The sequence below is a fragment of the Vibrio sp. B1Z05 genome, assembly GCF_052955985.1.
In genome coordinates, this window is the sequence record NZ_CP130463.1 from 2,552,620 (window position 1) to 2,578,403 (window position 25,784).

Annotated in this window: 26 protein-coding genes; 11 read left to right on the forward strand and 15 right to left on the reverse strand. The window is 43.7% G+C overall.

Annotation, left to right across the window (positions count from 1 at the left end; all coding sequences use genetic code 11):
* Positions 1-16 precede the first annotated feature (16 nt).
* A complete protein-coding gene (epmA, locus tag QV280_RS11650; protein WP_152822390.1) occupies positions 17-991 on the reverse strand; it encodes an elongation factor P--(R)-beta-lysine ligase in 975 nt (324 codons plus the stop codon).
* Positions 992-1,217: 226 nt separating this feature from the next.
* On the opposite strand from epmA, the gene frdA reads away from it, so the two are divergent.
* Genes frdA through frdD form a run of 4 tightly spaced genes read left to right on the forward strand, consistent with a single transcriptional unit; the run spans position 1,218 to position 4,534 of the window.
* Complete coding sequence (gene frdA, locus QV280_RS11655) at positions 1,218-3,041, forward strand: fumarate reductase (quinol) flavoprotein subunit (RefSeq protein WP_023404494.1); 1,824 nt, start codon at positions 1,218-1,220, stop codon at positions 3,039-3,041.
* Positions 3,041-3,778: a succinate dehydrogenase/fumarate reductase iron-sulfur subunit gene (locus QV280_RS11660; protein ID WP_023404493.1), complete on the forward strand. Its 738-nt coding sequence runs from the start codon at positions 3,041-3,043 to the stop codon at positions 3,776-3,778. Before frdA ends, QV280_RS11660 begins: the two co-directional genes overlap by 1 nt.
* Positions 3,778-4,161: a fumarate reductase subunit FrdC gene (frdC, locus tag QV280_RS11665; protein WP_023404492.1), complete on the forward strand. Its 384-nt coding sequence runs from the start codon at positions 3,778-3,780 to the stop codon at positions 4,159-4,161. Before QV280_RS11660 ends, frdC begins: the two co-directional genes overlap by 1 nt.
* Positions 4,162-4,171: 10 nt before the next feature.
* The gene (gene frdD / locus QV280_RS11670) at positions 4,172-4,534 is read left to right on the forward strand and encodes a fumarate reductase subunit FrdD (RefSeq protein WP_023404491.1); all 363 of its coding nucleotides are present in this window, start codon (positions 4,172-4,174) and stop codon (positions 4,532-4,534) included.
* Positions 4,535-4,610: 76 nt separating this feature from the next.
* On the opposite strand, the gene efp is transcribed toward frdD, so the two are convergent.
* Positions 4,611-5,177 carry an elongation factor P gene (gene efp / locus QV280_RS11675; RefSeq protein WP_023404490.1) on the reverse strand — a complete coding sequence of 189 codons (567 nt, stop codon included), beginning with the start codon at positions 5,175-5,177 and terminating at the stop codon, positions 4,611-4,613.
* 33 nt (positions 5,178-5,210) lie between these two features.
* On the opposite strand from efp, the gene epmB reads away from it, so the two are divergent.
* Complete coding sequence (gene epmB, locus QV280_RS11680) at positions 5,211-6,233, forward strand: EF-P beta-lysylation protein EpmB (protein WP_152822381.1); 1,023 nt, start codon at positions 5,211-5,213, stop codon at positions 6,231-6,233.
* Between the two features lie 69 nt (positions 6,234-6,302).
* Here the strand turns inward: epmB and QV280_RS11685 are convergent, their stop codons facing one another.
* The 3 genes from QV280_RS11685 to QV280_RS11695 form a co-directional block, all read right to left on the reverse strand.
* Complete coding sequence (locus tag QV280_RS11685; protein ID WP_039970747.1) at positions 6,303-6,866, reverse strand: VC2662 family protein; 564 nt, start codon at positions 6,864-6,866, stop codon at positions 6,303-6,305.
* Between the two features lie 186 nt (positions 6,867-7,052).
* A complete protein-coding gene (locus QV280_RS11690) occupies positions 7,053-8,645 on the reverse strand; it encodes an ABC-F family ATPase (RefSeq protein ID WP_023404487.1) in 1,593 nt (530 codons plus the stop codon).
* 215 nt (positions 8,646-8,860) lie between these two features.
* Positions 8,861-10,297 (reverse strand): ATP-binding cassette domain-containing protein, encoded by a 1,437-nt coding sequence (locus QV280_RS11695; protein WP_152822379.1) that lies wholly within the window; start codon positions 10,295-10,297, stop codon positions 8,861-8,863.
* 322 nt (positions 10,298-10,619) lie between these two features.
* Here QV280_RS11695 and QV280_RS11700 point away from each other — a divergent pair, with 322 nt between their 5' ends.
* A complete protein-coding gene (locus QV280_RS11700; protein WP_152822376.1) occupies positions 10,620-10,979 on the forward strand; it encodes a hypothetical protein in 360 nt (119 codons plus the stop codon).
* Positions 10,980-11,306: 327 nt separating this feature from the next.
* On the opposite strand, the gene QV280_RS11705 is transcribed toward QV280_RS11700, so the two are convergent.
* The 3 genes from QV280_RS11705 to QV280_RS11715 all read right to left on the reverse strand — a co-directional run bounded on the left by QV280_RS11705 (position 11,307) and on the right by QV280_RS11715 (position 14,464).
* The gene (locus tag QV280_RS11705) at positions 11,307-12,161 is read right to left on the reverse strand and encodes a S1 family peptidase (protein ID WP_152822373.1); all 855 of its coding nucleotides are present in this window, start codon (positions 12,159-12,161) and stop codon (positions 11,307-11,309) included.
* Between the two features lie 305 nt (positions 12,162-12,466).
* A complete protein-coding gene (gene groL / locus QV280_RS11710) occupies positions 12,467-14,113 on the reverse strand; it encodes a chaperonin GroEL (RefSeq protein WP_152822370.1) in 1,647 nt (548 codons plus the stop codon).
* Positions 14,114-14,173: 60 nt separating this feature from the next.
* Positions 14,174-14,464, reverse strand: a complete 291-nt coding sequence (locus QV280_RS11715; protein ID WP_021714589.1) for a co-chaperone GroES — start codon at positions 14,462-14,464, stop codon at positions 14,174-14,176.
* A 228-nt stretch (positions 14,465-14,692) separates the two neighbouring features.
* Between QV280_RS11715 and QV280_RS11720 the strand changes: the two genes are divergently transcribed.
* Entirely contained in the window at positions 14,693-16,054 is a 1,362-nt protein-coding gene (locus QV280_RS11720; protein ID WP_152822367.1) for an MATE family efflux transporter, read from the forward strand.
* Positions 16,055-16,080: 26 nt separating this feature from the next.
* On the opposite strand, the gene cysE is transcribed toward QV280_RS11720, so the two are convergent.
* From cysE to QV280_RS11740, 4 genes are all read right to left on the reverse strand, one after another.
* Positions 16,081-16,902, reverse strand: a complete 822-nt coding sequence (gene cysE / locus QV280_RS11725) for a serine O-acetyltransferase (RefSeq protein ID WP_023404482.1) — start codon at positions 16,900-16,902, stop codon at positions 16,081-16,083.
* Between the two features lie 27 nt (positions 16,903-16,929).
* A complete protein-coding gene (gpsA, locus tag QV280_RS11730) occupies positions 16,930-17,955 on the reverse strand; it encodes an NAD(P)H-dependent glycerol-3-phosphate dehydrogenase (RefSeq protein ID WP_152822364.1) in 1,026 nt (341 codons plus the stop codon).
* Between the two features lie 169 nt (positions 17,956-18,124).
* Positions 18,125-18,601, reverse strand: coding sequence for a protein-export chaperone SecB (gene secB, locus QV280_RS11735; protein ID WP_152822361.1), 477 nt, complete (start codon positions 18,599-18,601; stop codon positions 18,125-18,127).
* A gap of 62 nt (positions 18,602-18,663) precedes the next feature.
* Entirely contained in the window at positions 18,664-19,137 is a 474-nt protein-coding gene (locus tag QV280_RS11740; protein ID WP_023404479.1) for a rhodanese-like domain-containing protein, read from the reverse strand.
* A gap of 357 nt (positions 19,138-19,494) precedes the next feature.
* Between QV280_RS11740 and gpmM the strand changes: the two genes are divergently transcribed.
* Positions 19,495-21,033 carry a 2,3-bisphosphoglycerate-independent phosphoglycerate mutase gene (gpmM, locus tag QV280_RS11745; protein WP_152822358.1) on the forward strand — a complete coding sequence of 513 codons (1,539 nt, stop codon included), beginning with the start codon at positions 19,495-19,497 and terminating at the stop codon, positions 21,031-21,033.
* A 65-nt stretch (positions 21,034-21,098) separates the two neighbouring features.
* On the forward strand, positions 21,099-22,259 hold the full coding sequence (locus QV280_RS11750) for a murein hydrolase activator EnvC family protein (RefSeq protein WP_152822355.1): 1,161 nt from the start codon (positions 21,099-21,101) through the stop codon (positions 22,257-22,259).
* A gap of 59 nt (positions 22,260-22,318) precedes the next feature.
* Here QV280_RS11750 and zapB read toward each other — a convergent pair whose 3' ends face one another.
* Complete coding sequence (gene zapB, locus QV280_RS11755) at positions 22,319-22,561, reverse strand: cell division protein ZapB (RefSeq protein WP_021714597.1); 243 nt, start codon at positions 22,559-22,561, stop codon at positions 22,319-22,321.
* 311 nt (positions 22,562-22,872) lie between these two features.
* Here zapB and glpX point away from each other — a divergent pair, with 311 nt between their 5' ends.
* Complete coding sequence (gene glpX / locus QV280_RS11760; protein ID WP_023404476.1) at positions 22,873-23,880, forward strand: class II fructose-bisphosphatase; 1,008 nt, start codon at positions 22,873-22,875, stop codon at positions 23,878-23,880.
* Between the two features lie 44 nt (positions 23,881-23,924).
* Here glpX and QV280_RS11765 read toward each other — a convergent pair whose 3' ends face one another.
* Both QV280_RS11765 and QV280_RS11770 read right to left on the reverse strand, forming a co-directional pair.
* On the reverse strand, positions 23,925-24,344 hold the full coding sequence (locus QV280_RS11765; protein ID WP_023404475.1) for a DUF805 domain-containing protein: 420 nt from the start codon (positions 24,342-24,344) through the stop codon (positions 23,925-23,927).
* Positions 24,345-24,353: 9 nt separating this feature from the next.
* Positions 24,354-24,704 carry a 5-carboxymethyl-2-hydroxymuconate Delta-isomerase gene (locus QV280_RS11770; RefSeq protein ID WP_023404474.1) on the reverse strand — a complete coding sequence of 117 codons (351 nt, stop codon included), beginning with the start codon at positions 24,702-24,704 and terminating at the stop codon, positions 24,354-24,356.
* A 228-nt stretch (positions 24,705-24,932) separates the two neighbouring features.
* On the opposite strand from QV280_RS11770, the gene tpiA reads away from it, so the two are divergent.
* Positions 24,933-25,706, forward strand: a complete 774-nt coding sequence (gene tpiA, locus QV280_RS11775) for a triose-phosphate isomerase (protein ID WP_152822350.1) — start codon at positions 24,933-24,935, stop codon at positions 25,704-25,706.
* The last annotated feature ends 78 nt before the right edge of the window (positions 25,707-25,784 follow it).

Below are 25,784 nucleotides of genomic sequence, written 5' to 3' on the forward strand. Positions count from 1 at the left end.
ACGCGGTTAGAGAGCGTTAAGCGCGAGAAAACGTAAACGCAGTAATATCGTTGATATGCTGTTGCTGACACGCCAGCATAATCAATCTATCTATGCCCAATGCAACACCAGAACACTGCGGCAAGCCATGTCGCAGTGCTTCAATCAAATGGTAATCAATCGGTTGTGGTGTTAATCCCATTTGCTGACGTTTCGTATTGTCATCTTCAAAGCGGCGTAATTGCTCTTCAGGGTTATCGAGTTCATGGAAGCCATTAGCTAACTCTATGCCTTTAAAATACACTTCAAAGCGATCAGCCACTCGCTTATCACCAGCATTGATTTTCGCTAGCGCAGCTTGTGATGCAGGGAAGTCATAAACAAAAGCCGGCGCTTCTTGCCCTATTTTCTCTTCTACTCCCACACTAAATAACAGCTGTAGCAAAGTATCTCTGTCCGATTCTGTCTCGGCTATATCGGCTAACCCCAACGAAACGGCTACCGCTTTTAACTCAGACATACTCGCTTCCAGTGGGCAGACATTGAGCACCGAAAGAAAAGCTTGTTGATAAGTCATGCGATGTGCCTTGTTGCAACCTAGAACCAATTGCAACAGTTGTTCCATTTCATCCATTAGATCATGGTGATCAAACCCCACTCTATACCACTCTAAAAGAGTAAATTCAGGGTTGTGGTAGCGACCTGCTTCTTCATTACGAAACGCCTTCGCTATTTGATAAATACAACCGCTTCCGGCAGCAAGCAGACGTTTCATATGAAACTCTGGGCTGGTCATGAAGTACAGTTTTTTACCATCAGCATATCCAGGGCCGACAAACTCAGTTTGAAAGGTATGCAAATGAATGTCAGTGACTGTCGCATGACTCATAGCCGGCGTATCGACTTCTAAAACATTTCTCTGGGCAAAGAATTGTCTAATTTTAGCTACGATTTCTGCTCTTCTTTTTAACGCCTGAATGCTAGCGGAAGGCTGCCAATTGGAAATAGTCATATAACGCCCTTTGCGGTAAATGGGATTTTATTCATTGAATCGGCCCTTATTTTTGCATGATTATGATCACATACCCCACTCTTTTTAAGGTTTTTATGTTCTACTACCCCCAAATGACTAGATAAATCAATTTTTTCACGACACGTATCCATTAAAATAGCTGATAACATTTTAATATTTCGATAATCACAAGCAGGTAAAACTGCCTACAATCTGGAGGATAACTGTGAAAGTATTACACACAGATATCGCGGTCATCGGCGCAGGGGGTGCCGGTCTTCGAACTGCTATCGCAGCAGCAGAAGCAAACCCTGAATTGGAAGTTGCACTAATTTCCAAAGTTTACCCAATGCGCTCGCACACTGTAGCGGCTGAGGGTGGATCTGCAGCCGTAGTCAAAGAAGAAGACAGCTTAGACAACCATTTCAATGATACTGTTGGTGGTGGTGACTGGCTTTGTGAGCAAGACGTAGTTGAATACTTTGTCGAAAACTCAACCCGTGAAATGATCCAAATGGAACAATGGGGTTGTCCATGGAGCCGCAAAGAAAATGGCGAAATTAACGTTCGTCGTTTTGGTGGTATGAAAGTTGAACGCACTTGGTTTGCCGCAGATAAGACCGGCTTCCACATGTTGCATACTCTTTTCCAAACCTCGATTAAATATCCACAAATCAAACGTTTTGATGAGTACTTTGTAGTTGACCTTCTCGTTGTCGATAACGAAGTTCAAGGTTTAATTGCCATTCATATGGCCGAAGGTGAATTAGTCACCATCAAAGCAAAATCTGTTGTACTTGCAACCGGTGGCGCAGGTCGTGTTTACCACACTAATACCAACGGCGGCATCGTAACAGGTGACGGCATGGCAATGGCTTATCGCCATGGTGTACCTCTTCGTGACATGGAATTTGTTCAATATCACCCAACAGGTTTACCGGGTACGGGTATCTTGATGACCGAAGGTTGTCGTGGTGAAGGTGGCATTATTGTCAACAAAGATGGCTACCGTTACCTACAAGACTACGGTATGGGACCAGAAACACCTGTTGGCCAACCGAAAAACAAACACATGGAGCTTGGCCCTCGCGATAAAGTATCGCAAGCATTCTGGCACGAGCAACAAAAAGGCAATACCATCAAGCACCCACTGGGTGATGTAGTGCACCTAGATCTTCGTCACTTAGGTGAAGAGTATCTGCAAGAGCGCCTACCTTTCATCTGTGAACTGGCTAAAGCGTATGTCAACGTTGATCCAGCAAAAGAGCCTATCCCTATCCGCCCTACGGTTCACTACACCATGGGTGGTATTGAAACCAACCAAACTTGTGAAACACGCATCAAAGGTCTATTCGCGGTTGGTGAATGTGCTTCTGTTGGTCTGCATGGTGCAAACCGCTTAGGTTCTAACTCTTTGGCAGAGTTTGTCGTATTTGGTCGCGTTGCCGGTGAACACGCAGTGAAACGTGCCACTGAATTTGAAGGTTGGGACGACGACGCAATTAACTCTCAAGTAGAGTTGGTTGAAGCGCGCATTCAAGCTCTACTGGATCAAGAAGGCGACGAAAACTGGGCAACCATTCGTACTGAAATGGGTAACACCATGGAAGCTGGCTGTGGTATCTACCGCAGTGAAGATCTTATGCAAGAGACCATCGATAAGCTGACTGAGCTAAAAGAACGTTATAAGAAAATTAGCATCAAAGACAAAGGCAAAGTGTTCAACACTGACCTACTGTACGCTATCGAAGTGGGTTACGGCCTAGAAGTCGCAGAAGCTATGGCTCACTCAGCATTGCTGCGTAAAGAGTCTCGTGGTGCTCACCAACGCCTTGATGAAGGTTGTACAGAGCGTGATGATGAGAACTTCTTGAAGCACTCTCTAGCATTCTATGCACCAAACAAAGGGCCTAGTATCGACTACAGCCCAGTTAAAATCACCAAATCACAACCTAAAGCTCGCCTGTACGGTGAGGCAGCTGAAGCAGCTGCTGCGGAAGAAAAAGCAGCAGAAGACAAAGCAGCGAATAACGAGAAGGAGCAACAGTAATGCCAGCTCGCATTCAAAAAGTAGATATTCTGCGTTACGATCCAGAGAAAGATGCAGAACCGTACATGCAATCCTTTGAAGTGCCGTTTGATGAAACTATGTCTGTACTAGATGCGATTGGTTACATCAAAGACCACCTAGACAAAGACTTAGCCTATCGCTGGTCTTGCCGAATGGCGATCTGTGGTTCATGTGGCATCATGGTGGATAATGTTCCAAAACTTGCCTGTAAAACCTTCCTACGTGATTACCCAAATGGGCTCACGATTGAACCGCTAGCAAACTTCCCAATCGAAAAAGATTTGATTGTAGATATGACGCCATTTATTGAGCGCCTAGAAGCTATCAAACCTTACATCATTGGTAATGACCGCACTCCAGAAGATGGCACTAACCTGCAAACTCCTGAGCAAATGGCGCGTTATAAGCAGTTTGCCGCTTGTATCAACTGTGGTCTTTGCTATGCAGCATGTCCTCAGTTTGGTTTGAATCCTGACTTCCTAGGCCCAGCGGCGCTAACCCTAGCGCATCGCTACAACCTAGATAGCCGTGATAACGGTAAACAAGAACGTATGGAACTTATCAACGGTGACAACGGCGCTTGGGGCTGTACATTTGTCGGCTACTGCTCTGTGGTATGTCCGAAGAGTGTTGATCCTGCAGGTGCGGTAAACCAAGGTAAGATTGAATCATCAAAAGACTTTGTGATTGCTATGCTGAAACCGGAGGATGCGTAATGAGTAATCGTAAACCTTACGTACGTGATATGAAGCGTACTTGGTGGAAGAACCATCCTTTCTATCGTTTTTATATGGTGCGAGAAGCAACGGTTTTACCGTTAATTCTATTTACTCTCTTCATCACTATCGGTTTAGGCTCACTGGTTAAAGGACCAGAAGCTTGGGCAAGTTGGTTAGAGTTTATGAGAAACCCTATCGTCATTCTTATTAATATTTTGGCGTTGTTAGGCAGTTTGTTTCACGCATTTACCTTCTTCAACATGATGCCGCAGGTAATGCCGATGCGCTTCAAAGGGAAGGCCATCGATGGAAAAGCTATCGTACTAGCACAGTGGGCTGTTGTGGCCTTTATTTCTCTAATTGTTCTCGTCATTGTATAAGGAGTCGAATGTGATCAATAAACATCCAAAGCGTTCTGACGAACCCGTATGGTGGGGGCTGTTTGGTGCCGGTGGTTCATGGTTTGCCATGATCACCCCTGTAACGATTTTTGTGCTTGGTATTCTTGTACCACTTGGCATTATCGATGCTAATGCAATGAGCTACGAGCGAGTGTCTGCGTTTGTAAAAACCATCATAGGGGCATTGTTTGTTATCGCAACTATTGCGCTTCCTATGTGGCATGCAATGCACCGTGTACACCACGGTATGCACGACCTTAAACTGCACACTGGTGTTGCCGGTAAAGTGGCTGCTTACTTCATTGCAGCGTTCTTTAGTGGCTTAGCTGTAGTATTTGTCTTCATGGTGTAAGCCTAGACTTAGATTTAAGACAAACAAAAGGCCGCTGTGAAAACAGCGGCCTTTTTAATGTTTGCTTGTCAGTGGATTATTTTACACGTCCAACGTATTCGCCAGAGCGAGTATCACACTTAACAATTTCACCAATCTGGATGAATAAAGGAACACGAACAACAGCGCCTGTTGATAGTGTTGCTGGCTTACCGCCTGTACCTTGAGTATCACCTTTCAGACCTGGATCTGTTTCAACAACTTCAAGCTCAACAAAGTTTGGTGGAGTAACTACAATCGGGTTACCGTTCCAAAGAGTGATCATACAAGTGTTGTTTTCAACGAGCCATTTAGCGCTATCACCAACAGCTTTAACATCAGCAGCAATTTGCTCGAATGTTTCGTTGTTCATAAAGTGGTAGAATTCGCCGTCTGAATATAGATAATCTAGGTCGATATCTAGAACGTCAGCAAGCTCAACAGATTCACCAGACTTAAATGTTTTCTCTAGAACCTTGCCTGATAGTAGTTTACGAACTTTAACACGGTTAAATGCTTGGCCTTTACCCGGTTTTACATATTCGTTTTCTAGAATTGAACATGGCTCGTTATCGAGCATGAACTTTAAACCGCCCTTGAATTCATTGGTACTTACAGTAGCCATTTTTTCCTCTTTTTATTCTTAGAGTAAGTTTTAATGTCGCATATAATAACCCAAAAACCGGTATCTGTTGAAAAAAACTGGTTGCAACAATTGGCTAATGGGATCTCCGATCCTACCGAACTACTCTCAATGCTTAATATTGACCCTCAAGATTGGGCAAATAGTTTGTCAGCTCGCAAACTTTTCGCACAGCGAGTGCCTGTAAGCTTTGTTGAGAGAATGGAAAAAGGCAATATCAACGACCCTCTTTTGCTACAAGTTTTGCCTGTCGATGCCGAATTTAATGAAGTGGCTGGATACAGCAAAGATCCGCTACAAGAACAAGACAATGAACAGCCAAGCCTACTGCACAAATACAAAAACCGTGTGCTATTGGTATTTAAAGGCAGTTGCGCTATTAATTGCCGCTACTGTTTCCGTCGCCATTTCCCGTACGCAGATAACAAAGGCAGTAAGTCTATTTGGCAAAACAACTTAGACTACATTGCCCTGCACCCAGAGATAAACGAAGTGATTCTCTCTGGTGGTGACCCATTAATGGCCAAAGATCATGAACTGCAATGGTTCATCACCCAATTACAGCAAATTGAGCATGTACGCACTTTGCGTATTCACTCTCGATTGCCAGTGGTGATTCCTGACCGAATTACTGACTCACTTTGTCGCATGCTACAAGAAAGCTCTTTAAACACGGTATTAGTCACTCATATTAATCACCCGAATGAGATCAATGCTGAGTTGGCAGTAGCCATGTTTAAGCTAAAACAAAGTCAGGTAACCTTGCTCAATCAAGGGGTCATGTTAAAAGGCGTGAATGATGAAGTGTCAGTGTTAAAAGCCCTCAGCGAGAAGCTTTTTAATGCCGGAATTTTACCTTATTACATGCACGTATTAGATAAAGTACAAGGCGCAGCGCATTTTTATATCAGCGATGACCAAGCTCGAAGCTTAATCGCAGACTTAATGAAAGAAGTTTCTGGCTATCTGGTGCCTTCGCTTACCCGAGAAATTGGTGGTAGAGCCAGCAAAACGCTATTAGATCTGCATTTAGAATAGAAAAAACCTCGGCGAGACACTGTCTCGTCGAGGTTCAATAATAAGGTGTGTAAAATGTTTTAACGTCGATTACTTAGCAAAGTTCACGATAGGGAAACATTTAAAGAAGCCATTGTCAGCACAGTTAATTAGACCGATCTGTACGCCATCAATTTTTTCTGTTTTGTTGAAGATACCTAGCTGGAAGTTAGATTCTTTAGAAAGGCTCACCACGGCTACATCAGCAATAGTTTTCCCTTTAGAGATGTTAGCCACCCCCAAGTTTAGACCTTTCACATTATTGGTAATGTTAACCGCACTAATGTTAGCACCTGTTGTATTACCTGGGTTCCAGTTAAATAGACCTAATGCCGCACCGGTCATTTGTTTATTAACTTTAGAACCGCCAAAGAAAAAGCTTAAGTTAAGCCCAGTCATGTTATCGCGCTCGGACATACCTAACACTGAGATATCTAGCCCTGTAACTTCACGAACTTGACCGTGCAATACAGACAGACGTACACCGCCTACTGAATCTGCATTTGGCGCATTAAATCCATTTAGAGAAGAGAACATTACCGGCGCACTTTCAGCCATAGCAAAAGGTGAAGCAAGGGCTAGTGTCGCTGTTACTGCTAATAGTCGTTTTTTCATTTTAAAATCCATCTTATTGATTACAACTCTATTTGGTTTGAGTCTCAAACCGTCACCAATTAAGCATAAAACAAAATAAACTGATTGCATATGAAATATAATTATTTCATGTATTTATCCATAAAAAAGCCCCTGCAATTGCAAGGGCTGTCATCAATCAAAAAACGTAATTAGGCTTGGCTTTACTTAGCTCTCAATACCACGGTTTTTCAAGAACTCAGCGTAAGTACCACGGAAGTCGTTGATCTTACCGTCTTTAATTTCAAGAATGCGTGTTGCCAACGAATCTACAAATACACGGTCGTGAGAAACGAAGAACAAAGTGCCCTTGTAGTTCTCTAGCGCCAAGTTTAGCGATTCGATAGATTCCATATCCATGTGGTTAGTCGGTTCATCCATCAATAAGATGTTTGGCTTGTGCATCATGATCTTGCCTAACAGCATACGACCTTGCTCACCACCAGACAGCACCTTAACTGGCTTCTTGATATCGTCTTGACCAAACAACATACGGCCTAAGAAGCTACGTACCACTTGCTCATCGTCGCCTTCTTGACGCCATTGCGCCATCCAGTCAAACACTTTTAAGTCTTCTTCAAAGTCGTGTGCATGATCTTGAGCGTAGTAACCAATGTTTGAGTTTTCAGACCACTTGTACTCGCCGCTACGAGGGGCAATTGAGCCGGCTAATGTGTTCAACAGCGTTGTTTTACCTACGCCGTTTTCACCGATAATAGCAACGCGCTCGCCCACTTCAAAAATGGCATTAAAGTCAGCATATAAATCGTCTTCAAAACCTTGAGTTAGGTTTTCAATCACCAAGGCATTACGGAACAACTCTTTAGATTGCTCGAAACGAATGAATGGGTTTTGACGACTTGATGCTTTAACTTCATCCAATTGGATCTTATCAATCTGCTTAGCACGAGAAGTGGCTTGTTTCGCTTTTGAAGCGTTCGCTGAGAAGCGAGAAACGAAAGTTTGCAGTTCAGCAATTTGCGCTTTTTTCTTAGCGTTATCAGACAATAGACGCTCACGAGCTTGAGTCGCCGCAGTCATGTATTCGTCGTAGTTACCAGGGTATAGACGCAACTCACCGTAGTCTAAGTCAGCCATGTGAGTACATACTGAGTTTAAGAAGTGACGGTCATGCGAGATGATAATCATGGTGCAGTTACGTTGGTTCAACGTCTCTTCCAACCAACGGATGGTGTCCATATCCAAGTTGTTGGTAGGTTCATCGAGTAGCATGATGTGCGGGTCAGCAAATAGTACCTGCGCTAATAGCACACGCAGTTTCCAACCGGGAGCGACTTCGCTCATCAGGCCGTAATGCTGCTCTTCAGGAATACCTACCGCAAGCAATAATTCGCCCGCTTTGGCTTCCGCCATGTAACCGTCCATTTCTGCGAACTCAACCTCAAGGTCAGCCACTTTCATGCCATCTTCTTCACTCATTTCAGCCAATGAGTAAATACGGTCACGCTCTTGCTTTACCGCCCAAAGCTCTTTGAAACCCATAACCACAGTATCGATTACGGTAAATTCTTCGTAAGCAAACTGATCCTGGTTTAGTTTAGCCACGCGTTCATTAGGATCGTAGCTAACATTACCACCAGAAGGCTCAAGCTCACCGCTTAAGATCTTCATAAACGTGGACTTACCACAACCATTTGCTCCGATCAGACCATAGCGATTGCCTTCGCCAAATTTAACCGAGATATTTTCAAATAAAGGCTTAGCGCCAAATTGTTGAGTGATGTTAGCTGTGGAAATCAAATCAGACCCTTATGCGTTGAATATTTTTAACCGCGCAAAGGTACTCGTTTGCGGGAAAAATAGCCAGTAAAGTTTGAGCTAGAGCACAGGTTTATTCGGTTATAACACTCGCAGGAAGGGAGAAATCGCTTATTCAGGCACATTCACATCATTTATGCCCTCTAAGTAAGTGCCCAGTAAACTGAGCCCCTACTTAAAGGTATTGGCAATAACGACTAGCTGATCACCAGTTGATGGCCTTCGGCGACAGGTTCAAAGTCAATGAAGTGGTCGATGGCTTCTAAGGCATCTTCTGCGTAGTGGGTCACGTACAGCAGTTGGCTCATGTTGGTTTTGGCGATGCGATTTAGCACAAAGAACACCAACTTACGGTTAATGTAATCAAGCCCTTGGTACGGTTCATCTAGCACGAGCAATGCCGGTTGCTTAATCAAGGCGCGGCCAATCAGTAATAGTCGCTGCTGTCCGTAATCTAAACTCTTAAAGCCAATCTTCTCAAATTCGCTCATTTCCAGCACTTTTAGCCATTGCTGAGCAAGCTGAATCTGTTTCTTACTCGGCTTTTCATACAAGCCGATACTATCAAAGAAACCCGACAGCAATACGTCTAGCGCACTGCAATTCACGCGATACTGCAAATGCAGTGCAGACGAGACTATGCCGATTTGCTTCTTGATATCCCAAATGCTTTCGCCAGAACCGCGCTTCATACCTAGCACAGAAATGTCATTGCTGTAGCACTGCGGATGGTCACCCATAATCAAGCCTAACAAGGTGCTTTTACCACAGCCATTTGGCCCACGAATTTGCCAGTGCTGACCAATTTTAGCTTGCCAAGTAAAGTCTTTGAAAATCACCCCATCTAGATATTCCACTTTGACGTTTTGCATATCAATTAAGGGATCAAGCAGCTGCTTTTGCTCATGGTAAGACTCAAGAAGCTCAAACACACCACCGCTCTTTTGTTGTGACAGTTTCTTGATGTGTTGCTTGATAGGATGGTTGTGCCACTCTTCTAAGGTCATGGTTTGGGTCAGCGAGTGGTGGTCAAACAAAGCCACATGGCTGATACAAGTTGGCAGTTCATCTTCACGAGAAGTAATGACAATCAGTTGCATCTGCTCGGCGCACACGTTAAGTAGCTGACTTAGAGCCAGTCGGTGCGCAGTATCTAACCCTGTATAAGGTTCATCAAGAATCAGCAGTTGCGGCTTAGTCACTAAGGCGCGAGCAAGCATAGCGCGACGTGTTTCGCCCGTAGAAAGTTGACGGAAAGGACGCTGACGCAATTCACCCAGATCCGTTTTCTCAATCACTTCTTCTAGCTCAGCTTGAGTACAACCCATGTTTAAGATCAGTTGCTCAACCGTTGAACCGTAATCAATGCGGTCTTGAAAGTCGGTTTCGTCTTTAGCAATCTCTTCTTCTAACAAGCGTTGCTGATGAAGCAAAGAGACACACGCGATACGTTGCGGGCTATCCAATACCTCACCTGAGTTCGCTTCGAGTTCGCCACTTAACAACTGAACAATTAGCGCTGAACACTGACTTTGTGAAGAAAATATTCCCCAATGTTGGCCGGCTTCAATGTGCCAATCAGCGATAGACAGCTCCGCCATGCCGTCTTTGTACTTCAATTTTTGTATGTGCATCTTCTTTCTCTAACTGTTCAGATGAACTTAGTGTGCAAGATATTGGCAAAGAACACTAGTGGAACTGATTTTGCAGATATTACGACCATAAAAAAGCGCCACTCAAATGAGTGGCGTTTTATATGCGATTTAGCTCTCTTGGATTACAAGAATGGAAAGCTAATGCAATGCTTTAGCATTACATCATGCCACCCAAAAACTCTTTCAGGCCAGCTATTGCCTACACACAAGGGCTAGCGCTAACACTGGGGTCAACATCGAGGACTACAATGGGGGCAACTTGTCCAATAAATACATCCAACTAAAGACCTATCTCTTCAACATGGGTATACCAAAAGCATTAGCACACCTATATCCACACAAGACCTATATCACTAAAAGTCTCCAGACCACCTGTATCCAAACAGGTCAGATTCGTAGTGATAAGATCATAGGTGAGATAGCCACCCCAAAAGAGCATGCTTTCATCAATGGTCGCGCTGCATTTCTTTCATTTGTTGATGCCCTCCAAGAAGCCAAGCAAGAAGCTCAGACGTTTCAAGCAAAAGACGTTTACATTGAAGATGATCTAATGGCGTTCTTTGTATGCAAAGGTAAGACCGCAGCACAACGTACCGTCCCACGATGTGATGAGCTAGCTAATGAGATAAAAGAGCGAATCTATCAGCAAAGACAAATCTAAATGCTTCCATAGCTTCCGTGTTCATATGGCTACAGCCTTTGGTCGCACTGGTGTTGATGAGCTAGCCGCTGCCTTCTTCCTTGGTCATAAAGATGGAAATACTTTGTCTTACGGTTACTACACTAAGGAATCACGATAAGAGCCATAGCGATATGGATATGCTTGATGTTGAGACTTTTAGAGTCCCGTTGTGAATCACTCCAAGGGCACATCACGAACTCACCACGTACCCTTATATTATCGCTAAGTGATGCTGTACACAGGTGAGCTCCTTCAGGGAGTCTTAGGGTGTACACAACACCACTCTAACGTATCCTGAGTCAGGTTTTAACTACCAGACTGCGTCTCTACTAGATTTTTAAGGATAGGTTCAAAGTCACCTAGCTTACTAACATGAATAACCAAGCCTAGATTGTTAGGTATTGAGGAGATTGATATTGGTTTATTTGCCGTTGGTACATTTACAACATGTACTTCCCCTGTTGCTGTATGTTGGGGTCCAGCATATAGAGTCCCTAATAAGGCTACTCTTGTCCCAGTACACAACGATCCAGAAGAATCCACAAAGCTCCCTATGTTAGCCAAGAAGACCGGAGATCCACTAGAGCCGGGAAAACATGCTGCATCAATCATAAATTCTGGTTTGCCGTTGTAAGGCAATTTAGGATGTGTAGCAGTTATTCCTTTTCGGATAATCGGCAAATTATGTGTCTCATCCCATATCCCATTGGGATACCCAATCATGATGATCTCTTCCATGGTTGGAAGCTGGTTCAATAGAGTATTATCAGCCTTAACCCCCTTCCCTAACATAACACTATGAATCTTTATTCCTTGCTCATTAGCTTGGTGCATAATTGGTCCAAGCGGAAAAATTGCAAGGTCTACGTTAGGATCTGGATGCTTAATCCACATAGACTCAAACTGGTCATAAACAACTGGAAAATGCTTCCCTAGATCGACTCCCCCTTCCTCATTTTGCACGGACAGATAAAACTTACCTTTTTTGGCACCTCTAATGACATGCTTGTTAGTGACGATACATGGTACATTTCGACCATCATCCTCTTCTAAAAAAGCATAAAAATAGCCAGAACCAGAACTTATCCCCTCGTCTGTCTCACACTCTATCCTAAGGGTACTGTGAACCAATTGCTCAACTGGGTTTACATACTTCGACATTCAAAAATCCTTCTCGCCTAAGCCTCAGAAATCAAAATTAACCTACTGAACCTCATGCATTATTCAGCACAAAAAACCACATTTCAAAAACACGTTTTGTGTGAAAAGCACCAGACGCCGTAATCACCTGACACTCTTCCCCTCTCCGCACTGCCCCCATGACTCATTGAGACAGTATCAAAGAGGTTTAGTGGTCAATTTCCATACCACCCATAAACTAAAAGGCTACCGTAGGGGTCAACATTAGTGTCAACACGGTAGCCTTAAGATAATGATTTAATTGATATTTAAATCTTGAGTGATTATTACATCATGCCCGGCATGCCGCCCATTCCACCCATGCCGCCCATATCAGGCATTGCAGGAGCATCGCCTTGTGGCTTGTCAGTTACCATAGCTTCGGTAGTGATCATAAGACCGGCTACAGAGGCTGCAAACTGAAGTGCGCTACGAGTTACTTTAGTTGGGTCAAGGATACCCATCTCTAGCATGTCGCCGTATTCGCCAGTAGCTGCGTTGTAGCCGTAGCTGCCTTCGCCTGCTTTAACGTTATTTGCCACAACAGACTCTTCGTCACCTGCGTTAGTCGTGATTTGACGAATTGGTGATTCCATTGCACGTAGAGCTACGCGGATACCGACGTTTTGCTCTTCGTTGTCGCCAGTTAGCGCTGTTAGTTTTGAAGCAGCGCGGATTAGTGCAACACCACCACCTGCAACAACACCTTCTTCAACCGCGGCGCGAGTCGCTTGTAGAGCATCTTCTACACGGTCTTTTTTCTCTTTCATTTCAATTTCAGTAGCTGCGCCAACTTTGATTACTGCAACACCGCCAGCAAGTTTTGCTACGCGCTCTTGAAGTTTTTCTTTGTCGTAGTCAGACGTTGCGTCTTCAACTTGTTGACGAATTTGCGTAACGCGACCGTTGATAGCCACTTCATCACCCGCACCATCGATGATGGTTGAGTTTTCTTTGGTTACTGTCACGCGTTTCGCTTGACCTAAGTCTTCTAGAGTCACTTTTTCAAGGTCTAGGCCGATTTCTTCAGAAATCACAGTACCGCCAGTTAGGATAGCGATATCTTGAAGCATTGACTTACGACGATCACCAAAGCCAGGTGCTTTAACAGCTGCAACTTTAACGATGCCACGCATGTTATTCACAACTAGAGTAGCTAGTGCTTCACCTTCAACGTCTTCTGCAATGATAAGCAGTGGACGAGATGCTTTAGCAACCGCTTCTAGAGTAGGAAGTAGCTCACGAATGTTTGATACTTTCTTATCGATAAGAAGGATGAATGGGCTATCTAAGTCAACACTGCCTGCTTCTTGGTTGTTGATGAAGTAAGGAGATAGGTAGCCGCGGTCAAACTGCATACCTTCAACTACGTCTAGCTCGTCTTGTAGAGCCTGACCTTCTTCAACAGTGATAACGCCGTCACGGCCTACTTTTTCCATTGCTTCAGCAATGATGTTACCTACAGTCGCATCAGAGTTTGCAGAGATAGTACCCACTTGTGCGATAGCTTTAGTATCAGCACATGGTTGAGATAAACCTTTAAGCTCTTCAACAGCCGCGATAACCGCTTTGTCGATACCGCGCTTAAGATCCATTGGGTTCATACCCGCAGCTACCGCTTTAAGACCTTCAGTGATGATAGATTGTGCTAGCACTGTCGCTGTGGTTGTTCCGTCGCCCGCAGCATCGTTTGCTTGAGAAGCCACTTCTTTAACCATTTGCGCGCCCATGTTTTGGAACTTGTCTTCAAGCTCAATTTCACGCGCTACAGATACACCATCTTTAGTGATTGTTGGTGCACCAAAAGATTTGTCTAATACTACGTTACGGCCTTTAGGACCTAGCGTTACTTTTACTGCGTCAGCTAGAACGTTGACACCTTCTAGCATTTTGATTCGTGCGTCATTACCAAATTTAACGTCTTTAGCAGCCATTTTTATATTCCTTTCTAAATTCGATTCTATTTTTTAGTTGTTGATTCAGATAATGGTTACTTATTCAACAATTGCCATGATGTCGTTTTCAGACATGATGAGCACTTCTTTGCCATCAATCTTTTCAGTTTTAGTGCCGTAGCCTTCAGCGAAGATTACTGTGTCACCAACTTGAACGTCTAGAGGTTGCACTGTGCCGTTCTCTAGGATGCGACCTTTACCGACAGCAAGGATTTTACCGCGAGTAGATTTCTCAGCAGCAGAACCAGTTAAAACGATGCCGCCAGCAGATTTTGATTCAACTTCTTGACGCTCAACGATAACTCGATCATGTAATGGACGAATATTCATCGATTGATTCTCCTAAATTGTATTTCTAACAAATGATAAAATGCCGTTTCTTGGCTAGTGAAGAATATGTTGGGGGCAATCCGGATGATCCCAAGGGTAGAAGCTGAGTTTTTTACAAAAACTTCATATTAATGTGCACTTTGATTACTTAAGTGCTTTGTTTGCCCCTCTGGTTGAAAGCACGCTTACAGGTTATTCTATGCTTCCATCCAAACCAGCAGAATCTAGATGCACGATAAACACGGACTATTAACCGACCCCATCGACAAAGTGTTGCGTCAAATGACGCTACCTATGGTGCTGGGTATCGTCGCCATTTTAATGTTTAATCTAGTGGATACTTTCTTTATCTCGCTGCTTGGCACCGATGCGTTAGCGGCGATCAGTTTTACCTTCCCAGTTACCTTTGCCATGAACTGCATCACTATGGGCATTGGCATGGGGCTATCCACTCATGTGGGGCGTTTCTTAGGGCAAAAGCAACCAGAGCAAGCGGCGCGATTTTCCAGTCACGGTATTTTGTTGGCGGTGCTCATAATTAGCATCACCTCGCTCATTGGCCTGCACACCATTGAGCCTTTGTTTACTCGTCTTGGAGCTGAACCGAAGCTATTGCCTCTTATCGATCAATATATGGCGGTCTGGTATCTGGCAATCCCATTATTGGTTATCCCGATGAGTGGTAACGCCGCTATTCGAGCCTGTGGAGACACCAAAACCCCCGCCAAAATCATGATTACCGCAGGGGTAATTAATGGCGTATTAGACCCACTTCTTATTTTCGGTATTGGCCCGTTTCCTGAGCTTGGTATTCAAGGGGCGGCAATTGCGACTGGGATCAGTTGGTTTGTCGCTATGCTAGCCTCATTTTATATTCTAGTAGTGCGCGTTAAATTACTGGCTAAGCCCAAGCCAAAACAACTGCTCAGTGACTGGAAAAACATTCTTAAAATCGGTACTCCGGCTGCATTATCAAATGCGCTTAATCCGATCAGCGCCGCTATTTTAATGATGATACTGGCCAGTCACGGTACAGCGGCGGTTGCCGCCTATGGCGCAGCGCAAAGAATTGAGTCTTTGTTATTAATCGTGCTCATGGCACTGACCTCAGTTTTAACACCCTTTATGTCGCAAAACCTCGGCGCAAATAACCCACAACGAAGTTTCAAAGCACTGTTTATGTGTATGCGTTTCTCTGTTCTATTTCAGCTGTTGGTCTTTATTGTGATGGTGCCACTTAGCGCACCTTTTGCCAGCTTATTTAGCCAAGAAGAGAGCGTGCGTCACTTGTTATGGTTATATCTAGTATGCGTGCCAATCAGCTACGGCTTTCAAGGTGTAGTAATGTTACTGATCAGCAGTTTGAATGCTATGCATAAACCTATGTCTGCGTTCATCTGGAGCTGTTTGCGCTTGTTTGTATTTACTTTACCTTGCGCATGGTTAGGTAGCCGATACTTGGGGATTCAGGGGCTATTTATTGGAGTGGCAATAGGCAATGTTTTAGGCGGGATCAGTGGCTACTTGTACGCGTATGCACTGCGCCGTAACACCTTAAACGAAATAAGCCCAACACTAATTACTAAATAACGATTTACTGCATTTCTAAGAAACTACTAGATCCCGTCACCATGGATAAAGTTCTGTGAACGACCATTAAAGTTTTGATCCATATCTTCCGCAGGTTTATCCGATTTTGGTTTGCCGGTAATTTTAGCCGGAACGCCCGCCACAGTGGTATGCGGAGCTACGTTTTGCAATACCACAGAACATGAGCCGATTTTCGCGCCTTGTCCCACTTCGATATTACCCAGTACTTTAGCACCCGCGCCAATCATAACGCCTTCACGGATTTTAGGGTGACGATCGCCACTCTCTTTACCAGTACCGCCTAGCGTGACATCTTGTAAAATAGACACATCATTTTCTACCACGGCTGTTTCGCCAATAACAATCCCCGTGGCATGGTCGAGCATAATGCCCTTACCAATTTTAGCGGCTGGATGAATATCAACCTGGCAAGCCACTGAGATTTGGTTTTGCAGATAAGTGGCTAACGCCACTCGGCCTTGTTTCCAAAGCCAGTTAGCAATGCGGTAGCCTTGTAAAGCATGATAGCCCTTTAGGTACAGCAAAGGAGCTGAGTACATCGCAACCGCAGGGTCTCGGTTAACAGTGGCACAAATGTCACAGGCTGCTGAGTCCGTGATACTGGGATCTGCGGTTAATGCTTCTTCAATCACATCGCGTACACCCATGGCAGGCATACTGGCGGTTTTTAACTTATTGGCAAGGATGTAACTCAATGCCGCCGCAAAGCTGTCGTGATTAATAATGGTCGCATGATAGAAGCTAGCCAGCATAGGCTCTTGCTCTGCTTGTTTACGAGCCTCATTGACAATGCATTGCCATACATCGTTAGCTTCACACTCATCCATCTCAACTATCCTTTTTTACTAATATTCTTATCGTTCTGCTTTTTTATCGCGGGCTAACAAGTCCTGCGCAGCAGCATTGGCATCTTTACCTTGATAAAGCACTTGGTAAATTTGCTCCACGATTGGCATTTCGATGCCTTCACGGTTGGCCAGTAGCCATACTTCTTTGGTGTTGCGGTAGCCTTCAACCACTTGCCCAATCTCTTGCTGTGCAGTGTCTACGTCTTGACCTTTACCCAATGCCAATCCAAAACGACGATTGCGCGATTGGTTATCAGTACACGTTAGCACTAAATCACCAAGACCTGCCATACCCATAAAGGTTTCCGGTTTCGCGCCTAATGCTACGCCTAAGCGAGTCATTTCAGCAAGGCCACGAGTAATCAATGCGGTACGAGCGTTAGCACCAAAACCAATGCCATCAGACATACCGGCGCCAATGGCAATGACATTTTTCACCGCGCCGCCCAATTGCATACCGATGAAATCATCATTGGCATACACGCGGAAAGACTTACTGCAGTGAATTTTATTTTGTAGTTCAGTGGCAAATTGTGGCTCAGAAGACGCTACCGCAATCGCAGTCGGTAAACCCATGGCCAATTCTTTGGCAAATGTCGGGCCAGACAATACCGCCAACGGATACTGATCACCGAGTTTCTCTTGCGCAACATCTTTTAATAGACGACCTGTTTCAGGCTCTAAGCCTTTCGTTGCCCAACAAATACGTGAATCTGCTTTTAAATGTGGTTTTAAGCTGTCTAATACAATGCCAAAAACATGGCTTGGTACGACAACCAGTAGATCTCGACTAGCGGCAACGGCTTTTTCTAAATCACATTCCACAATCAGTGAATCAGGAAAAGGCACATCCGGTAAGAACTCTTTGTTCATTCTATCCGCTTGTAGCTTCTGCATGTGTTCGCGCTCATGGCCCCAAATAATGACTTCTGCGCCATTACGAGCGAGCGAGATAGCCAATGAAGTGCCATAAGAACCGGCGCCAATCACTGTCATTGATGTGCCTTGAAACTCACAATTTGATGCTGCCATATTCAAATCCATTATATGTGGTGAAAGGTCTAAAGACCCTTGAAATTAAAATCTACTGAATTTTAAAAGATAGTGTAAATAAAAAATGCACACCGTATCAAATGATTAGATGCGGTGTGCATTGATATTTTCAAGTGAATTTAATCAAAAAGATTAAATTAAACTCTAATTATGCGTCAGCTTGTGGCTGTTCTTCTTGTTGCTGTTGGCTTTGTAGGTAGTTCATGAACAACGCATCAAAGTTTACAGGAGCAAGGTTTAGTTGAGGGAATGTACCCTTAACAACTAGGCTTGAAATAGTTTCGCGAGCGTATGGGAACAAGATGTTCGGGCAGAATGCACCTAGGCAATGTGCAAGTTGACCTGGTTCCATATCTTCAGCTGTGAAAATACCACCTTGTTGAACTTCACATAGGAAAGCTGTTTCGTCAGCATTTTTAACAGTTACTGTTAGACGAAGAACAACTTCATAAACGCCTTCACCTAGTTGAGCACTTTTAGTGTCTAGGTCTAGGTTTACATCTGGTTGCCACTCTTTTTGAAACATTGCTGGAGAGTTTGGCGCTTCGAAAGAAAGATCTTTCAAGAAGATACGTTGAATTGTGAAGTTCTGTTGTGGTGCTTGAGTCGCTGCTGCTTCAGACATTTTTTAATCCTTAATTTGTATATCTTGGTATAGGGCACGCATCTGCTGCCCTATGATTATTTTTATTCAGCTAGAGCTTTTTGCTTTTTCTTCTTACGTGGTTCTTTTTTAGCACGCACTAAAGGTAGATTTGCATCACTCCAAGAAGATAAGCCATGTTTCAACACGAATACTTTTTCAAAACCAGCTTTAGCTAGTACGTTGGCATTCTCAATTGCAGTTTGACCTGTCTTACATACAACAATGATTGGGTCGCTTTTTCTGTTTTCAAGCGAACCTAATGTACCTTCTTTGATTTCAGAAGGTAAAATGTGAACTGAGTCAGTAATATGACCTTTTTTGAAGTCATCATTAGTACGAACGTCCACTACGACACCGTTTTCACGGTTGATTAGCATGGTCATCGCCTGAGTATCAACTTCAGTATATCCAGCGGTGGAAGATTTGAAGATATTCATCACTAGGGCGACAATAATACCAACCCAAACAACACACAGAATCATATTCTGGTGAGCAAAATCGAAAATTTCTTGCATCGTCAGATACTCTTTTTAATTCATAAACCGAAAAATTTAGCAGGCAGTATACCATTACAAACGTAGGATGCGAGATTGAGCCTGGGGTGATTGCTTTTTAAAAAGGAAACATAGATCACGAATACAGCACTATTCACTGCTTAGTTTTATAAATGAAACGTGAACGCAACCTAATTGATCGTAAATTCACACCTTCTTTGAAATTTAATTACTCTTGCTGTATAAAAATCATCCGGATTTACCCATTAGAAGTCAGCATTGAAAAATTTATTTAACCTTAAAGTGCTTCAATTGAGGTAATCTGTAGTAAAATCACGTGAGTTAAAGTTATTTAAAATTAAACAACGAGGTCAAACTATGTCAGCTAAGAAGCCTATGGCTCTAGTGATCCTTGACGGTTACGGATACCGCAAAGATAAAGCCGATAACGCTATCGCAAATGCAAACACACCCATCCTAGACAACCTAATTGCTACTCAGCCAAATACGCTTATCTCTGCTTCTGGCATTGACGTTGGCCTACCTGATGGTCAAATGGGTAACTCTGAAGTAGGTCACACCAACATTGGTGCTGGTCGCGTGGTTTACCAAGATCTAACTCGTATTACTAAGTCAATTGCTGACAAAGAGTTCCAACAAAATGAAACTCTAGTTAACGCAATGGATAAAGCTATCAAGTCTGGTAACGCTGTTCACATTCTAGGTCTAATGTCTCCAGGTGGCGTTCACAGCCATGAAGACCACATTTATGCCGCTGTTGAAATGGCAGCAGAACGTGGCGCAGAAAAAATCTACTTACACTGTTTCCTAGACGGACGCGATACTCCACCTCGCTCTGCTGAAGGTTCACTACAACGTTTCCAAGATCTATTTACTAAACTAGGTAAAGGTCGTATTGCCTCTCTTGTAGGCCGTTACTACGCAATGGATCGTGATAACAACTGGGATCGCGTTCAACAAGCTTATGACCTATTAAGTGAAGCTAAATCTGACTTTACTTTTGATAACGCTGTTGCGGGTCTTGAAGCCGCTTATTCTCGTGATGAAAACGATGAATTTGTTAAACCAACTGAAATCAAAACAGCAACAGAAGAATCAGCCGCTATCGTTGATGGCGATGCTGTTATCTTCATGAACTACCGTGCTGACCGTGCTCGTGAAATTACTCGCACTTTCGTACCTTCATTCGATAACTTCGAACGTAACGTATTCCCACAAGTAGACTTTGTTATGCTAACTCAATACGCAGCAGACATCCCTCTACTATGTGCATTCCCACCAGCATCTCTAGAAAACACTTACGGTGAGTGGTTATCTAAAGAAGGTAAAACTCAGTTACGTATCTCTGAAACAGAGAAATACGCACACGTTACTTTCTTCTTCAATGGTGGCATTGAAAACGAGTTTGAAGGTGAAGAGCGTCAACTTGTTGCTTCTCCAAAAGTAGCAACTTACGACCTACAGCCTGAAATGAGCTCATTAGAATTGACTGACAAGCTTGTGGCTGCGATTAAATCTGGCAAATACGATGCGATTGTTTGTAACTACCCTAACTGTGACATGGTTGGTCACACTGGCGTTTACGATGCAGCAGTTAAAGCAAGTGAAGCTCTAGATGAGTGTATCGGTCGCGTAGTTGAAGCAATCAATGAAGTGGATGGTCAATTGCTAATTACCGCAGACCACGGTAACGCAGAAATGATGGTTAACCCTGAAACAGGTGGTATCCACACTGCACACACTAACCTTCCTGTTCCTTTGATCTACGTTGGTAACAAAGACCTAGAATTCAAAGAAAACGGTAAGCTTTCAGATCTAGCACCAACTATGCTTGAGCTATCTGACATCGAAATCCCAGCAGAGATGTCTGGTCAGGTTCTTGTAAATCTGAAATAATCTTTGCTAAGAACGCTTTGCTACAGTGTACACTGTAGCAAAGAAAGCCAAGTTAAAGATTTAGGATGAATCTCATTCCTCAGAAAGTACCATTTTCGAAAAAATTAAACGCCAGTGTGCTATGCGCTGGCGTTTTGTTATACCTGTCGTCTTCGCTATTTTTCTCGCCAAATGCAAACGCCAACCCTGAAGAATTAAAAGGGGTTAAAGGTGAGATAACTCGTCAGCAAAAAAGTCTTTCTCATCAGCAGAAAGAACTGGATAAGCTGCAAAAACGCCTAAAGACTGACGAACTCTCAATTGCCAATGCAAGCAAGAGCTTGACCCAGACTCGTTCATCATTAAAACGCTCAGAAGCCAATCTGAAAGTTTATGATAAACAGCATCAAGAATTATTAGATAAAACTCAGTCACAAGCTGAAGCGCTACAAAAGCTGGTTAAGTCTTACTACATGATGCACACCAGTGCCAAAATCGAGAGCTTTCTTAGTCATGAAAGCCCTGAAGAAAAAGACCGCATCAGCCAGTATTATCAACATCTTGCTAAACAGCGCACCGCGACTATCACTGAACTGCAAAAAACCAATGCTCAGTTGGAACAAAAAAACCAACAGTTAGTGGCCGAACAACAACAAATCGAAGCCCTGCTAAGCAAACAAACCCAACAACTTAAGAAACTGCGCACTTCACAAGCCAACAGAAAAAACACGGTAGCGAAAATTAAGCGCGGTATCGCAGGCGATCACGCCTACCTCAATGAGCTAAAACGTAACGAATCTCGACTCAAAGCCGAAATTGCCAAAGCCGCTAAGCGTAATTCTGTTCCTATGGATGGATTAGCACGACGCAAAGGTCACCTACCGTGGCCAATCAAAGGTAAGGTACTGCACAACTACGGCACACGACAAAGTGGCCAAGTGTACTGGAAAGGCGTAGTTATTAGCGCCCAATATGAACAGCCAGTAAAAGCGGTTTATCCGGGTACTGTGGTATTTGCAGATTATTTACGTGGTTACGGTTTAGTGCTACTACTTGACCACGGTAAAGGCGATATGACGCTCTACGGTTACAACCAAGTATTGACCAAGAAAGAAGGCGATAAGGTGACAGCAGGAGAGACCATCGCTCTGGCCGGAGATACAGGTGGACGTTCGACTCCTTCCCTCTACTTTGAATTAAGGCGCAACAGTAAAACCCAAAACCCGCGCTATTGGTTGAAACACTAAAGACAGAAACGCCAGCTTAAAGCTGGCGTTTCTGTCTTTAGCAATTGGAAAAGTAAAACTTATTCTACTTCTTCCATTTTGCCTAGCATGCTGCGAATGCGTTCTTGCCACGCATCATGCTCTGCTTGAACTTGTTGTGCACGCTGTTCAGTTTCAACTTTCTCGTTGCGTAGTTGCTCAGCTTCATTAGCAAGGCTTTGCTTCTGCTCTTTCAGTTCTTCAACTTCCATTTGTAACAGAGTAATTGTATCTACTGCTGTCTGCACTTTGGCTTCTAGTTTTTCTAACACTTCTAAAGACATGTTGGCCTACCTAATTCGTTATCCATATATAAAGACTGACTTCTCAACCATTCTACCCACACGCATGTATATAAACACACCTAAAAATTTAATTCTGGTTTAAATGGCCAAAAAAAACACGATTCTAATCAAATTTTGACAATCACAAACCTTTCCTCACCATTCTTGCTGTTGTCGATGAGGCAAAACCGATAAATATTCAAGAAGGCGAGTAAACTTGAGCAAATCACGCAAACGTTTACGTGAAGATATGGTAGAATCTCGGCGATTTTTTGAACCCTTTATGTGAACCCCCCTCAATTGGAGTCGATATGAAACGCGATTTAGCAATAGCATTTTCTCGTGTAACAGAAGGCGCAGCTCTAGCCGGTTATAAATGGCTTGGACGCGGAGACAAAAACGCAGCAGACGGCGCGGCTGTGGAAGTTATGCGTACCCTACTGAATAAAACTGAAATTAGCGGTGAAATTGTTATTGGCGAAGGTGAAATCGATGACGCGCCGATGCTATACATTGGCGAGATGGTCGGTATTGGCGGCGATGCAGTAGATATCGCAGTTGATCCGATAGAGGGAACTCGCATGACGGCTATGGGGCAATCCAATGCCTTAGCAGTACTTGCGGCAGGCGAAAAAGGCAGCTTCCTAAAAGCACCGGATATGTACATGGAAAAACTGGTTGTCGGCCCTGGCGCAAAAGGCCACATTGACCTGACTAAACCACTTGCTGAAAACCTAGTCAATGTAGCAAAAGCATTAGATAAATCTCTGCATGAGCTGACAGTGATTACTCTGGCAAAACCTCGTCACGATAAAGTAATTAAAGAGATGCAAGAGATGGGCGTGCGTGTATTTGCTGTGCCAGATGGCGATGTAGCGGCTTCTATTTTAACCTGTATGCCAGACAGTGAAGTAGACATGATGTACTGCATTGGCGGCGCACCAGAAGGTGTTGTTTCAGCCGCAGTTATCCGCGCTCTAGACGGTGACATGCAAGGTCGTCTTCTTCCTCGTCATGAAGTGAAAGGTGATGATGCAGAAACTCGTGCTCACGGTGAAGAAGAGTTAAAACGCTGCGCTGAAATGGGCGTTGAAGCTAATGTGGTATTGGCTTTGTCTGATATGGCAAGCAGTGACAATGTACTTTTTGCTGCTACTGGTATCACCAAAGGTGACTTGCTAGAAGGCATTACTCGTCAAGGCAATATCGCTACTACAGAAACACTATTGATTAGAGGCCGTTGTCGTACAATCCGTCGCATAAAGTCTATTCATTACCTTGAGCGTAAAGACGACGAAGTTAAAGGTCACATCCTATAACTCGCACCTACTCGCAAAAAACGCAGCCTCGGCTGCGTTTTTTATTACCGGTAAGCTTCCCCGTAATCATTCTTACCATCACTGCCCTTTAACAAGCCACACTCCACCAAAATCCAAACGCCACATATCAGAGCAATCAACGACAAGATTCGAGAAACCCCGTCACCAGTTTCGGCCTGCGCCGAAAATGGCACCAATAAGCGGCCAATAATCAATGGTATATTCAGTAATAAAAAGCGGTTTGATTTATTGCGATCGTGCCAACGTTTAGCCGTTACAGCTAAATCTGGATAAAATAAGATCAGTGATAAAACTGGAATCGCATACAGCGCCATCCCCGGTGATATATGGGCTAACATAGACCCAACAGCAGAAAGGAATAAATAATAGCTGATATTCCAAATCCAAAACTGCTTTCGCCCTATACGCCCATCAAACGAAAATAAGAAAAATTTATAGTCCATTGCTCATTCCTAAAGATTACATTGTTTATGGAAGCACTCTTTGTCCATCTCACGCACATTGACACTCAAACTGCCTACCCAACTGGCTTGGTCGACTAATAATTGAAAAATGCTCTCTGACAATGCTTTTTTTTGTTCGTTGTTACGTCCTTCAAGGAGTTCGATACTGACATGGATAAAGTTATGTTGGTCTTCACTCTCGCCAATCAACCATAAATGCGTTCGTAAGGTGCGCGAACGAATGGAATTACACTCAAACAGTTCACTATCAATCATAATTTGATGCATGTCTTGCAGCACACTATGAATATTCAATCGCCCTTCTAGAGCATCACTGTACTCCATAACTAAATTAGGCATAACAAACACTTCCTTGAAATAAAACCTCATCCTGATGAGGTATAAACCATACACTAAACGCTGCCTACGACAGTCAATTTCCCTTTATTTTTGCCAATGAGATCACCTCACACTTTTTGCTTACAAACTGAGCTGAATAAGAAATCATTGCTTCCATGATCTATGGACTTTTATCTGTTATATTGATCCACAGCGTATATTTTTTACTAATTTAGAAGGGAGTATTTTATGCGTCATCCTGTAGTTATGGGAAACTGGAAACTAAACGGTTCCAAAGAAATGGTAGTAGATCTACTAACTGGCTTGAATGCTGAACTTGAAGGCGTAACAGGTGTTGATGTAGCAGTGGCTCCGCCAGCGCTATTCATTGACCTTGCAGAACGTACTTTAACGGATGCAGGTAGTGCAATCATCCTTGGTGCACAAAACACAGATATTAATAACCAAGGTGCTTTCACAGGCGACACTTCACCAGCGATGCTAAAAGAGTTTGGGGCAACTCACATCATCATTGGTCACTCAGAGCGTCGTGAATACCACAAAGAGTCAGACGAGTTCGTAGCACAAAAATTCGCTTTCCTAAAAGAAAATGGCTTAACTCCTGTACTATGTATCGGTGAGACTGAAGCTCAAAACGAAGCAGGCGAAACTGAATCTGTATGTGCACGTCAAATTGACGCTGTTATCAACCTACTAGGTGCAGAAGCACTTAACGGTGCAATCATTGCTTATGAACCAATCTGGGCTATCGGCACAGGTAAAGCAGCAACAGCTGATGATGCACAGCGCATCCACGCTTCTATCCGTGCTCACATCGCTGAAAAGAACGCAGATGTCGCTAAGAACATCGTGATTCAATACGGCGGTTCTGTGAAACCAGATAATGCTGCAGCTTACTTTGCTCAACCAGACATCGATGGTGCTCTAGTTGGCGGCGCTGCACTTGATGCGAAAAGCTTTGCCGCTATCGCTAAAGCAGCCGCAGTTGCTAAAGCACAATAATCGTCTTAATGGACTGTCTTGATTGGCAGTCTTAATTGACAAAAGTACAAAGGTCAGCTTCGGCTGGCCTTTTTCGTT